The following is a 12,599-nucleotide window of genomic DNA, read 5'->3' as shown; positions in this document are numbered from 1 at the left end:
TTCATTATAAAATGCAGTTAACAGCAGGATCGCAGGCGGCTTATGATTCCGCTTTGTGATCCTGTTCTCTGTGGGGATTGGCAGATCTGGATTATATCGGGACCAACGTAAAAATACTCATTGACCATACTTGTTCCCCTTCAGGCGACCTTAATCTTATTTTGCTCAGTAGAACAATTACATTGTGTGCCAAGCGTTCAGCCTCTCTTTCTCGCCGGCACCTCCCATACAATCTTCCCTTTGAAATACCGGTCCATAGGATACTCTAGGCAGGTCTGTTTCTCCCATAGCTCATTCCCGAAAAAATAATCGACCTGTCCCCTGTCAAAATACCGGCGCATTAAGCCTTCGACTTCTATGTAGTATCCGGTGTTAACCGGCAGGGACCGGACGGAATTCAGCCGGCAGAGCAGCAGACCCCCATTCTCCAGCACCCTATGAATGTCCCGCACAATCTGAAAAGTATCCGCCTCATCGAAATAATGTAGGGACAAGTCCGCGATGACAACAGGAAAGCTCCCGTCAGCAAAAGAAAGGCCCTCCAGCATATTCAACCTTTTGGTCTCCGCCTCGGGCACAAAAGCGTGCAGCTTCTCCAGGGCAACCTCAGACTGATCGCAGCAGAGGACCTTATGCCCCCGCTCCGTCAAGTATTTTGCATTATTTCCGATGCCGCAGCCCAAGTCCAGAATAGCTCGACTGCATCGATCCAGCTCTTCCTTATATTTGTCCAGCCAGTCATCATAAAGAGGCTGCAGGCCGGGCCTGCCGAACGCCTGGTTCCAAAATTCGTTGGGATTCAATAGTCCGGTTCCTTTCTGGTTCCGTCCCCTGGATTTAAGGGCTGCCTAAATCAAAAACTCAACAACAGGATAAGAAATGACATTGCGGTCTCGGTATGTCGCGTCCACAGCGTCACTGTGGGTGCTCAGAATGCCATTTTGCAGAATAACAGGTCTGAATCCTCTTTCCTCCGCTCCATTATAGGTGAACAGCACACACTGCTCAGCCGCAAATCCCGCGATAATGACCAGCTTCACCCCGTGGCGGCCCAGAAGCTGCTCCAGCTCCGTGTTCCAGAAGGCGTTTCCGCTCTCTTTGGCTACCCTCAGATCCGATTCATGTTCATGAATCTCCGGAATCACCGCATACAGCTCCCGGTTATCCTCTGTCATCCCCTCGACATCCTGCACATGAACTACAACATGATTCTTCGAACGAAGCTCCCCGGCGACATAGTTGATGTACTCGCAGGCCCGGTTTATTTGTCTCATATCCACTTGCTCCTGCACATGCACGGGCTGCATATCCACAATCAGCAACGCTATTTTCATCTTAACCCTCATTTCCATATAGCCGCTATACGAATATTAGAACGGGACGTAATGCTTCAAATCCTTTTCCTTAAAATCATGGTCCCTGCCTTCCGGGGTCAGCCGATAGCCAAACTGATGCACCTCATTATGGGCAAAATAGACATACTCCACATGAGGCTCATCCTTAAACGTAACGACAGCGAAAAATGACGGCAGCTTGATCCCCCATATTCCCCGAACCGATTGAATCTCTTCTTTCCGATAATGTCCGTCTTCCAACAGATAGGCTGTTACCCGATGCGCGTAAATGAGTTTATTCGCCTGGACATATACGATTGGCGTCATGATCAGAACCGCGAGCAGGATACCGATCGATATTCGAACAATCTTCTCTCTTCTCATCCTCCGCTCCATTCCCTGAATTAGAAGATCCGGTTGCCATGCCAGGAATTGCTTCGGGATTGCTTCCGTTATCTTGAGTCCTCGACTTGAGCACTGACTTATGAAAGCGTCTATATTGAGGATTTTACCATGATGTGGAACAGATCGGTAGACACAACTGGCTATGGAAAAAGTAAACAGCCTCCTCCGCCGCATACCCTGTACTTCCTCGGGTATGCGGCAGCCGGAGGCTGCAAGCAGCGGCGCGCGGATGTAGCGCGCCGCCATTCAGGTTTTGGAAGCGCCCCTTGGGTTCGGCGCTTATTGGATAGCCGTTATTGCTGCTTCAGATCCAGCATTCTAAACAAAGACTGCCGGGGGCATTCCCGGCAGTCTCTTTCGCTCACCCTTTTTGAGGATTCGCAGCTATTCTAGAAATTCAATTTGAAGTTGGTGATCTCCAGGGTTCCGGCCGCTGCTGTCTCGCCGACACCGGTGTATACCTTGTACTCAATACCCCGGATATCCGTCAGCTTGGACACGGCGGCGCTGTTTACCCACTCGGTAAGCGCCGATTTCCAGATCGGAGAATTGAAGGCGTAAGTGACATCCACACTCTCTCCGGGAGCAATGATTCTCTCGAACGAAGGATCAGTTTCCGTCTGACCGCCTGTCTCTTCCCATGTCCAGTTGGTGCCGACTCTCAGAACCAGGGATACATGGATAGGAGACGTTCCCTTGTTGGTCAGAGTGCTCGAAATACTGGCATATTTCGACCAGTCATCTCCGATGCCGAGTCCCGCTTTTGTCTCGGTTCCCACACCGGCTGCCTTCGTATCGCTCAATGTAGAAGCGTAATTAACGAAGACGGTCTCGCCATTGAGTCCGCTCGATACGTTCGCCGTAAAGGAAGACTCTACGAAGGTCCATGGATAATAGCTGGCCGTCTTCGGACGATTCATTTCGGCAATGGTCGAAGCGTAGGCATCCGCAGCCAGATCGAAGCTGATCGTATGCAGCTGGAGGCTTCCTTCAACACCGCCGCTTCCGCCTTGAACCCGCAGAATGATCCGGTTAACATCTTTGTTGACAAGTCCAGCCAAAGGAACCGATACCATGGTTGTGGTCTTCGCCGGAATTTTGACGTATTGTCCAAGCTCGACCCACTTCCAGTCGCCGTCCTTAACAATCGGCTGCAATTGGATCTCAACAGAGTTCGGATTGGTTACGATCAAGTTCATGTTGGTGTAAGCACTCCAGTTCTCTGCCGGAACCGGGTCCACCTGGAAGCAAGGATAATTCTCCGTCTTCAGGTTGAAGGTCATGTTCAAACCGCCGTTATCAAGCGGTGTAAGCTGAGCAATCGTGCCTGCGGCCGGTTTGTCGGCACCATTGATGCCAACATACCAATCCGAATATTTGGTGATGATTCCCGGATCAATCTCTGGCAGCTGATTGGGATCGCCTGTAGTTACCGTTACCGCGTTGCTTGCATCCGACAGGTTGCCCGCATCGTCGAACGCCTTGACTGTGAACGTATAGGACGTCTTGCTCTCAAGGCCCGATACGATCAAACGGGTGGCATCTGTCGTGCCGACTTTGACCCCGTCCTGATACACATAGTATCCGGTTACTCCAACATTGTCCGTAGATGCTGTCCAGGTCAGGGTAGCGGTCGTGATCGCCGGAACTACGGCCAATCCGGCCGGAGCTGTAGGTGCCGTATGATCATTGCTGTCCGCTGTCGTAACGATGACCGAGTTGCTTGCAGCGGATACATTGCCTGCGGCGTCAATAGCCTTCACCGTAAAGGTGTAAGCTGTGTTGGCCTTCAGGCCAGTCACGGTATAGCTGTTCGTCTGACTGATGGCAACCAGATTGCCATTCTGATAAACGTTGTACCCGGTTACTCCAACATTGTCCGTCGAAGCTCCCCATGTCAGCGCAACCGATGAGTAAGTTGGCGAAGTGCCTGCAAGAGCTGTAGGAGCTGTAGGCGCCTCGGTATCCGTCGGTGTGGTGTCATATACGGTGCAGATTTTGGAAGTCGCCTTGATTCCGTATGTTCCGTTAACGATAGCCTGGCCTTGCTCGGTCAAGCTCGTTCCGGCCCAGTCGTTAGCCATGTCGAGATACTCGAGGCCCGAGCCGTTGCCCTTCCAGGACCATCCGAGATAACCTACACCCTTCTCTTGGGAATAGCTCATAATGGTTGCTTCATCTACATCGCCGTTCGTGTGCTTGATTCCGAATTCACCAATAATGAGTGCCAGATTCTTGTTGAGCACATTGTCGATATTGCTCTTGACCGTTGCAGCATCCTTCCCAGCATATTCGTACATATGAATCGAGAACATCGTATTCTTGAGCGGGTCTGCATTAAATACCTGTGTTCCGTAGTCGAAGATCGATTGCGGATACTGTCCCCAACCGGCAGCGTCAACGATAATGGTATTCTTGATTCCCGCATCGCGGAGCTTAGGAATTACGGATTTGTATCCATTCGCCCAGCCGGCGCCATCCCAAGTACCGTACCACTCGTTCGCGATATTGAGGATGACCGTCTTCTCTTTACCGATCAGCGCGCTCTTCATTTCGATCCAGTAGTTGGCGATATTGTCCAGCACCGTCGCATTGTCCGAGCCTGTTCCGTCATGGACTTCCAGAATGACAATCAGTTTGTTCTGCTCAGACAAGGTGATCAGGTTCTGAAGGGCGGCCAGACTGTCTTTGGTCCACTGTTGACCGTCCGACAGTACGATTCTGATCGTATTTGCTTTGGTTGCGGCAATTGCCGGAATAGCAACCGATTCTTGGCCTTTATACCAATTGTAAGCGTGATTGATCCCTCTCATGACAAATGGATTGCCATTGGCATCATAGAGGGTGTTGCCGCTGATGTAGAATCCGTCATGCGTTGAAGCCGGGCTGGTCGTAACCTGCAGCGCGCTGCTGGCCGCCGATACATTGCCCGCTGCGTCCTTGGCTTTGACCGTGAAGGTGTACGCTGTGCTTGCAGCCAGACCGGTTACTGTATAGCTCGTCGTTGTGCTGCTGCCTGCCAGCGTCTGTCCATTGTAGATGTCATAGCTTGTTACGCCAACATTGTCCGTCGAAGCGGTCCAGCTGAGGCTGACCGTCGTCGCTGTCTTCGAGGCAGCGGTTACATTTGTCGGAGCCGTAGGAGCTGTGGTATCCGTGGACGAATTGGTCGTTACGTTCAGCGCGCTGCTGGCTGCCGATACATTGCCCGCTGCATCCTTGGCTTTGACCGTGAAGGTATATGCCGTACTCGCGGTCAGACCGGTTACCGTATAGCTCGTCGTTGTGCTGGTACCTGCCAGCACTGAGCCATTGTAGATCTCATAGCCCGTTACGCCGACATTGTCCGTCGAAGCGGTCCAGCTAAGGCTAACCGTTGTAGCCGTCTTCGAGGCAGCGGTTACATTTGTCGGAGCCGTAGGGGCCGTGGTATCGGTAGACGGAGCATTCGTCGTAACTTGTACCGCGCTGCTGGCTGCCGATACATTGCCCGCTGCGTCCTTGGCTTTGACCGTGAAGGTGTACGCCGTGCTTGCAGTCAGACCGGTTACGGTATAGCTCGTCGTTGTGCTGGTGCCTGCCAGCACAGAGCCATTGTAAATTTCATAGCCCGTTACGCCGACATTATCCGTCGAAGCGGTCCAGCTGAGGCTGACCGTCGTGTCCGTCTTTGAAGCAGCGGTTACATTAGTTGGGGCAGTAGGAGCGGTGTTATCCGCAGCCTCAACAGTTGTGAATTTCCATTTTTGCTGTGGATTTCCGTTGTCGGTCCATTGTTGAACATTGGCTCCGTCAGCGGTGGAACCGCCTGCTATGTCCAGAACTTTGCCGCTGGACTTGGCGATCAGCTTATAGTAACCGCCACCGATGTCAACAATCTTCCACATTTGACTTGCTGAGCCATTATCAGTCGATTGCTGCACATTTCCCCCATCCGATGTGGAGCCTTGTGCAACATCCAGAGCTTTGCCGCTGGATTGTACAATCAATTTGTAGTAGCCGTCTCCGACGCTGACAACTCTCCACTTCTGCTGTGTGTTGCCATTGTCGGTCCACTGCTGCACATTCGCGCCGTCAGCAGTAGAACCGCCCGCTACATCCAGAACTTTGCCGCTGTGCTGTGCCGTAAGCTTGTACACGGTTCCCGAAATAATGTTGGATTCGGAAGCACTCGTCGTAACGCTTACCGAGTTGCTCGCCGTCGATACATTGCCCGCAGCGTCTCTCGCTTTGACTATAAAGGTGTACAGCGTGTTGGCTGTCAGACCGGTAACAACATAATTGGTCGTTGTTGTCGAGCCAACAATCGTTGTTCCTTGGTAGATGTCATAGCCGATTACGCCTGTGTCATCAGTCGAAGCTGTCCAGGCCAGAGTTGCTGTCGTATCCGACTTGGCGGTGCTAGCCAGGTTAGCCGGAGCCGTCGGAGCGGTATGATCGTTCGAATCGGCTTTAAGTACTTCGAAATCCCAGAGCGAGTATCCATAATTGGTCGCTCTCTGCGTTCCATACATTCTTACATATCTTGCATTGCTCGTCTCGAAAGAAACATTGTCGATGCCTCCATCGCCTTCCGTGGTGGCATAAACGGTAGTCCAGGTCGTATTATCAGTTGAAACCTGAATTTGGTACGCCTTCGCGTATGCAACTTCCCAATTCAGCTTTACTCCGTTAACGGGGGTGACTGCGCCAAGATCGACGCTGATCCACTGCGGATCGGAATAGACTGATGACCATCTTGTCGATGAGTCCCCGTCCACCGCCATTTGAGGCGTCTTACCGGAATCTTCAGTCGAGCTCGCGGTGGCGGATTGATTAAGAGCCGCATTCGTTGCAGCGCTTACATAGAGGGTCGGCATCATACCGATAACCATCATCACCATGAGCAAGCTAATAAAACCCTTCTTCATATACGAACCTCCAAGATTATTTGTTTGTTCTTGGTAAACCCCTTACGCATATTCGGTCTGTTCATGCTGAATAATGAGCATCTATTCAAATTTCATAACCGAGACGGACTCACCCTCCTCCTCTCACACCTAATTTCAGTTACGAAAAAAGAACCAAACAAAATAAAAAACAAAAACCAAAGCAAAATCTACGCAATAATACGATAAGCGCTTTCAAAAAGCGAATTTCAAGTAATTTCGTTGACATCTTTCGCTAACTTCCGAATCTTTTTGACAAATAAATCCTCCTCTTCTATATTGATTCTATATTCTGTTATCCATAAAATCAATATGTTTGGCTAACAAATAATAAATATTTCCTACTAGACATGAAAAATGAACCTAGCGGACTAATTTAGACAAAAAAAAGGCCAACTCCTCCCTATCCTTCGTAGGAGGTAGTTATGCCTCAGACCGATAATAATGATATGCTTGGAGCGTTCTGCAGAAGACTATGGATGCTGTACCAGATTAACAAAATAACTGACCGTATTGCCGTCGGGATCATGCAACAAAAAGGAGCGTACTCCCCATGGTTTATCGCTCGGCGGAGAAACCGCTTCCAGACCCAGGTTCACCAGTCTGCGGTATTCATGATCCACATCATCCACCGCATAAATGAGTGCAACGTTCTTCGTTGATGACGAATCCTCATCATTCAGCTTGAAAATAATGAGCTGCTGCGCATAAAAACGAAAATCCACGCCCCCGTCCACCTCAGGCTCCTGTTCGAATAACTTCTTGTAGAAATCCACGAGTTCTGTAATGTTATGCGTTTGAATACAAGCTCCATGAAGTTTCATAGTGGCTGCCTCCAAATTGGCTCAATAAATATCTCCATGCAAGATATTCCGATTCATTTCCTTCATAGTGATGCTCCATCACCATCTACTCACGAATCCGCTTGCCAATCCATCTTATTTGTCCTCGATGATTGATTTCATCCTCAAACACATGAAACCACATAAAGTAGAAGTTTGCCTGCCGATTGTTCCAGAAGTCCCTCTCTTCATATAGCCATTCATCACTTTTGGTTTTAAACCATTCAAAGGTTCGTTCACGCACTTCGCTCATTACGGATAAATAATAGTCTAAATTGTGACCCTTAATATGCGTCCTGCCTTCTTCCCCTAAGCATAACGCGGGCCCCCACCGATTCAATTCCTCTTCATTGAATTCTCTCTCTTCAAATGTACAAACTTGATACGCGTATTCTATAGCTGCCATATGTAAAAGCAATGCACCTATCGAATTACTGTTGCTGTCATAAATGAAATCCAGCTGTTCCTGTGTCAAATCCTTAACGGATTCAAGTGTAGTCGCTCTGGCAAAATTCATCATGGATACCAAGTGTCCGATTTGCGGTGAATAACCAGGTATTTCAGAAATCAGGTAAAGCCTGTCGAGATTGAAAGTCATGGGTAATCCTCCTTTTTCTCACATACTCTCGTCTAGACCAATCCGCTTCCAGACGATCTCTTCTCCCTCTATAACAACCTCCGCCACTAGCAGGGTGCAGTAGAAATCGCAATCATCCGGACACATCAGGATCGGAAGAATTTCTCCATTCCGGGATGACAAGTATCGGGTTCTTGCGACACTTTTCTCCTCGTCGGTGTTAAGCCACTCTGTCATTACAGGAATTAAGCCTAAAAACAAATGATCGGGGTATAGTTGATGCAGCTGCATATCTAACGGAACATCATCTACCAGAATGTTGTAGTGCTCGATTTTCACATATTCGCTTCTGCGGTTTGCCACCTTGATGAGATTGATGTGTCTTCACCTCTTTGATCTGACTCCTGCAATTCCACTGCCCTTGTCTAGCTGCCCGGTGTCCATATCGGGATCGGTTGTCCATTCCTTAGCCATTGATATGACATCCTCTTCATCGGGAACGGAAATTGAATAAGTGCAGTCCCGACCCCTTGTCCTCTATATTCTTCTTTGACGAGAATCAGCCCTATATAAGGAACTTTAGTCCATATGTATTCAAGACGAAGATATCCTGCTGCTTGATCATTATGTTCGGCTATCAGAATTTCTCTATGATTCAATTTGAAGTCTATGTATTCCGGATCAATATGCCGATCTATGCTTTGAAGGCAGGCTTGTCTTTTTCCGTTCCAAAACGAATACTTACATCCATTGAAAATACCTCCCGGCTATTTCTCTACTCCGTAATGAATTTGACTTAATCGAATAAGTCTAAAAGCCCCTAACCCACCCTCAACCGGTTATAGCCTTCAATTACGCCTCCTTGATTAACAAATTACTCAAACTCTCCATCAGCCCACATATGATAACCCATTCACAGACCATCGCCCCTCAGGCGCTAGTTCAATCTCTTCTAAACGCTGTCCCGTTTGTATATTGTACACTCTACCCATTAGTGCAAATTCAACACTATGATTTTGCTTTCATTGGTGGCATTCGTATCGATTCGATCTGAAGCATATTGTTTGATTTGATCAAATACGGTCTTACCGAATAAATGCCCTAACTTGATCCATCTCTCTGACTCGTCATTTGGCCATTCACTATTTGCATCCATTATCCGACTCCCTGGCTGATCAATATTTTGGGGATTTTATAAATATAGATTTTTTTCCGCGAGGACAAATAATTGAACACAGCTAAACCATCCGGCGCACCATCACATGAACACTCGTATTTCGTATAGTACGCTTTATAGATTTTATGTTTGGAAATAATCATATTATTTTGATCAAAATCGATCTCAGGCAGCTTCAATTGAAACACTTCCAGATAATCTTGTCTTTGGCCTTCCGATGTTATTTCCATCCAAGTATACTCCGGTTTAAATATACCAGTTCTTGGGTTGTACCCATATAGCTGAGCGCCAGATTTTCCAAAAAGAGATATCTCAGCGCAATAGCAATCGCTATGCTAACCAAGACTATTAGAGTCCATACTCTAAGCTTTGCACGCTTTGTCATGCAGGCCTCCTCTATTACAGCCTACATACCGTAATCTCGATAGGCAAATCTTCAAATTCTTGCACAAGGATTTCTTTGACTCGTCCCCATTGCAATTTATCCAGCCCACAGCCGATTTCAGGCATAGCCATTTTCTGAATGGACTCTTGTTCGCAGAGTTCCTTCATCGATCTGAGTGCCATCGTTAATGTTTCGTATGTGGGTTTGTGCCAGTACTTGCTCTTCGTGATTAAGTTGAATACCCGATCTACCCTGTAGCATTTTCCTACCTCAAGTTCATGGTTTGCTGCTCTGTCCTGAAGCGAAGTCAGTTTAAATCTTTTTCGAAATTGCACGGCAATACCTGCTCCCATTTTGGCATCGGCTGATATGCAATGTGCTAAGCAGTATTCTTGCGGCATTGTAAAAAGATCTTTCTTGATTTCTGTAATCTCCATTGTATTCACTCCACACAATTTTTGTAGCGCTTCCATCATTAACTATCAATTATAATGAAATTTTACCACTAAATGCCGAATACCTGTATAGGTATTGCTTAATCCAAGCCATTCTCGATAATTGCCAGCCCCATTCACCGTGATTCGCTTTTGCACTCGGCCCGGAGTGCTATCTTCTCTCGGTCAGCCTATATAATTGGTATAACAAAAACATGGCCATCACGATTAACGCCATTATCAGAACACGTAACCCCCATCTATTTGCTTTCATACAGAACTCCTTTCCGCTATAGTCTACGGCAGAAGATAATACTCAGCGGATAAATGAAAATGCAGGAGTACATGGAGAATTGCATGATTGCATTCCTCCCCCTACTTCATGATTTACATTTTCAATATAGACCCTGACAACATGTGAGAGTCAATACAAAAAGCATCTCACATTAAGAATGCAAGATGCTTCCCGGTGATTTGCTTTGCTGCAAATTCGTTATATCCATAAATTACTCCCCGGAATCCATATAGTTCTTTACTGCTCTTTCCCATTATTGATACCAACTACTTTTAGCTGTGCATCACTGATCGTTTTGTGATAAACATAATTAAGCCATATCTCCCCGCGATCACCAAGCATGATCCCCCGATAGCTCGAATCCATATTTAGAGGAAAACACTGATTCCGGATTACCTCAACAAAATCAGGATAAAAGATCTTATCAAATTGATCTATGAAAGCACGCCTATTCTTTATCTCCACTATTTTGCCATCGACTTCTACATCAATGGGGTAGGCAATCTTATCTGCGACCGATTTCTTATTCTTCTCTAGAATCCCTTTCTTCAATTCGATCGCAAATTTCTCTACTTCTTCTGTACTTTGTGCCCCTGCATCAATATATATATTGTTCTTAGCTCCAGGAAAGGTAGACATCAGGCTTAATTTCACCAAATATTTTTTATCCCCATTTCGACTGATCCATTCTCCTGTGGCATCTCCATAATCATTAAAAATTTTGAACGCAATACTTGCTGCTTCTGAGCCCGTGGTATTGTCCAGCTCAATTAGCCGCACTGAATCCTTATTGTAAGTTCCTTTTACTTGGATTTTCTTCTGATACTTTTCATAGTAATAGCTGCCTGTTATTTGGTTATTGTTATCAAGAAATAGTAGAAGTCTAATTTTATTGTTCCCGATCGTGCCTTTAAATGAGTTGTAACGGTTTGATCCAGTTTAAACGTTTCGGGTTCGTTTTGTATGTTAACTTTCACTGGTACTGCACCTTCATTTGCTGAGCGCGGTTTGTAGTCTTTTGCTATACCAGAACCAACAGGAATATCAGAATTCTGATTGCTATTACGCTGAACGCATCCAGAAACGGTAAACATCATTATCATAAGCAAAATTACTTTTTTACAATTCATATGATAACCTCAACGTATTCATAAAGTTTCAATGGAGCCAACGCCATCTACCCTTCGAGCTACAAATGTTACCCAATTGGATCGAAATTCGATTTGTTTTCCATACTTCTGTTCGGTTATTGTTTGAGGAAGGTCTCTTTCCATTAAAATTTCCCACCCGCGATAAAGCTCTTCAAGCATTGAATAGGCCTTGTGGGTCTCCAGGTTGAGTTCGATCAATCCCTCTGTTAGTTCTCCTGTTGCCAGGTCATAATCTTGAATGTCCGTACTCATCAAAATCGTGTTAATTCCACCGTTCTTTGTTCCTTTGATCATTCGGGCTACAACCGTTTCAAAAGCCTCAACAGACGAGACATGTTCCAGGCAAGAGCAGGCAATGATGTAGTTATAATGGTCAGGCTCAATATGGTAAAACTCCACATCTGATGCTTCTGCAAGCAGACAGTCTTCAACCTCATAGGTCTTTGCGTTTTCTTCCAGCAACTCAATCGCCTTCGGAATTAAGTCTATACAGGTCACCGTGCCTTCGTGTTCCTTGATCTTTTGAGCAATAGGAATGCTGTTTCGCCCCACTCCGCATCCAAGATCGAGAATCCGAATGCCGCTCACATCCAGGGCTTCGAGCATTTCCATCACAATCTTTACAGGTTTGGATAACCATGTGCCTGGTTCAAACAACGCATTGCTGGCATAAAAGTCCTCGTGATACTTCATTTCCTCGGCTCTTGCTTGGGCAAATTTGTCCATGTTCGCTCTTCTCTTTCAAGTTATGATCATCTTCTGTTTCGGGTCCTTCTATAAATTTAATTTCGCTAAATGCTCATGCCTTCATGATCTCCACATGGAAATCGATTTGATTAATGTTCAGCTACAAACAGGTTCTTTCTAAGAACTTCGATATCTATATCCTTGGGATTCATATTTTTATCATTCGAGGATCTAATATAGGTTCGTGTTTCATCATTTTCTCCATATTTATAAATAAAAGTGATTTCTTTAAGCGGAAAATCACCCACGAAATGCTGTCCTGCATTCTCACATTTTGTCAAAAATTCAATATCCGATAACGCGCTCTTCTCTGCCCATTCTATA

The 12,599-nt window shown here is 46.5% G+C and carries 14 protein-coding genes; all 14 read right to left on the bottom strand.

The window, feature by feature from the left end:
• Positions 1-197: 197 nt before the first annotated feature.
• Positions 198-803, bottom strand: coding sequence for a class I SAM-dependent methyltransferase (locus KIH86_RS28030; protein WP_223083212.1), 606 nt, complete (start codon positions 801-803; stop codon positions 198-200).
• Positions 804-848: 45 nt separating this feature from the next.
• Entirely contained in the window at positions 849-1,334 is a 486-nt protein-coding gene (locus tag KIH86_RS28025; protein ID WP_223083213.1) for a cysteine hydrolase family protein, read from the bottom strand.
• A gap of 36 nt (positions 1,335-1,370) precedes the next feature.
• The gene (locus tag KIH86_RS28020) at positions 1,371-1,730 is read right to left on the bottom strand and encodes a DUF3139 domain-containing protein (protein ID WP_223083214.1); all 360 of its coding nucleotides are present in this window, start codon (positions 1,728-1,730) and stop codon (positions 1,371-1,373) included.
• A 398-nt stretch (positions 1,731-2,128) separates the two neighbouring features.
• Positions 2,129-6,649: a fibronectin type III domain-containing protein gene (locus KIH86_RS28015; RefSeq protein ID WP_223083215.1), complete on the bottom strand. Its 4,521-nt coding sequence runs from the start codon at positions 6,647-6,649 to the stop codon at positions 2,129-2,131.
• Between the two features lie 491 nt (positions 6,650-7,140).
• Positions 7,141-7,491, bottom strand: a complete 351-nt coding sequence (locus KIH86_RS28010) for a VOC family protein (protein WP_223083216.1) — start codon at positions 7,489-7,491, stop codon at positions 7,141-7,143.
• A gap of 85 nt (positions 7,492-7,576) precedes the next feature.
• Positions 7,577-8,107 (bottom strand): DinB family protein, encoded by a 531-nt coding sequence (locus tag KIH86_RS28005; protein ID WP_223083217.1) that lies wholly within the window; start codon positions 8,105-8,107, stop codon positions 7,577-7,579.
• Between the two features lie 18 nt (positions 8,108-8,125).
• Positions 8,126-8,449 carry a hypothetical protein gene (locus KIH86_RS28000; RefSeq protein WP_223110782.1) on the bottom strand — a complete coding sequence of 108 codons (324 nt, stop codon included), beginning with the start codon at positions 8,447-8,449 and terminating at the stop codon, positions 8,126-8,128.
• A 62-nt stretch (positions 8,450-8,511) separates the two neighbouring features.
• Positions 8,512-8,757, bottom strand: a complete 246-nt coding sequence (locus KIH86_RS30240) for a GNAT family N-acetyltransferase (protein WP_407672371.1) — start codon at positions 8,755-8,757, stop codon at positions 8,512-8,514.
• Positions 8,758-9,241: 484 nt separating this feature from the next.
• Positions 9,242-9,493, bottom strand: coding sequence for a hypothetical protein (locus KIH86_RS27990; protein ID WP_223083220.1), 252 nt, complete (start codon positions 9,491-9,493; stop codon positions 9,242-9,244).
• A gap of 169 nt (positions 9,494-9,662) precedes the next feature.
• Positions 9,663-10,085 (bottom strand): macro domain-containing protein, encoded by a 423-nt coding sequence (locus KIH86_RS27985; RefSeq protein WP_223083221.1) that lies wholly within the window; start codon positions 10,083-10,085, stop codon positions 9,663-9,665.
• Between the two features lie 529 nt (positions 10,086-10,614).
• A complete protein-coding gene (locus KIH86_RS27980; RefSeq protein WP_223083222.1) occupies positions 10,615-11,157 on the bottom strand; it encodes a hypothetical protein in 543 nt (180 codons plus the stop codon).
• A gap of 68 nt (positions 11,158-11,225) precedes the next feature.
• On the bottom strand, positions 11,226-11,507 hold the full coding sequence (locus tag KIH86_RS27975) for a hypothetical protein (RefSeq protein WP_223083223.1): 282 nt from the start codon (positions 11,505-11,507) through the stop codon (positions 11,226-11,228).
• 18 nt (positions 11,508-11,525) lie between these two features.
• Entirely contained in the window at positions 11,526-12,254 is a 729-nt protein-coding gene (locus KIH86_RS27970) for a class I SAM-dependent methyltransferase (RefSeq protein ID WP_223083224.1), read from the bottom strand.
• Between the two features lie 110 nt (positions 12,255-12,364).
• The coding region (locus KIH86_RS27965; RefSeq protein WP_223110781.1) for a hypothetical protein at positions 12,365-12,599 on the bottom strand (235 nt) is incomplete at its 5' end.

The sequence above is a fragment of the Paenibacillus sinensis genome, assembly GCF_019904155.1.
GTDB classification, from domain to species: domain Bacteria; phylum Bacillota; class Bacilli; order Paenibacillales; family Paenibacillaceae; genus Paenibacillus_AQ; species Paenibacillus_AQ sinensis.
The sequence above is the reverse complement of the archived record's forward strand: the minus strand, read 5'-3'. Positions and strand labels throughout refer to the sequence as shown.

Bases quoted from the DNA above. Each gene is read 5' to 3' on its own strand.
- KIH86_RS28025 (WP_223083213.1), bottom strand. From the start codon at position 1,334: ATGAAAATAGCGTTGCTGATTGTGGATATGCAGCCCGTGCATGTGCAG.
- KIH86_RS28020 (WP_223083214.1), bottom strand. From the start codon at position 1,730: ATGGAGCGGAGGATGAGAAGAGAGAAGATTGTTCGAATATCGATCGGT.
- KIH86_RS28015 (WP_223083215.1), bottom strand. From the start codon at position 6,649: ATGAAGAAGGGTTTTATTAGCTTGCTCATGGTGATGATGGTTATCGGT.
- KIH86_RS28010 (WP_223083216.1), bottom strand. From the start codon at position 7,491: ATGAAACTTCATGGAGCTTGTATTCAAACGCATAACATTACAGAACTC.
- KIH86_RS28005 (WP_223083217.1), bottom strand. From the start codon at position 8,107: ATGACTTTCAATCTCGACAGGCTTTACCTGATTTCTGAAATACCTGGT.
- KIH86_RS27990 (WP_223083220.1), bottom strand. From the start codon at position 9,493: ATGGAAATAACATCGGAAGGCCAAAGACAAGATTATCTGGAAGTGTTT.
- KIH86_RS27985 (WP_223083221.1), bottom strand. From the start codon at position 10,085: ATGGAGATTACAGAAATCAAGAAAGATCTTTTTACAATGCCGCAAGAA.
- KIH86_RS27975 (WP_223083223.1), bottom strand. From the start codon at position 11,507: ATGAATTGTAAAAAAGTAATTTTGCTTATGATAATGATGTTTACCGTT.
- KIH86_RS27970 (WP_223083224.1), bottom strand. From the start codon at position 12,254: ATGGACAAATTTGCCCAAGCAAGAGCCGAGGAAATGAAGTATCACGAG.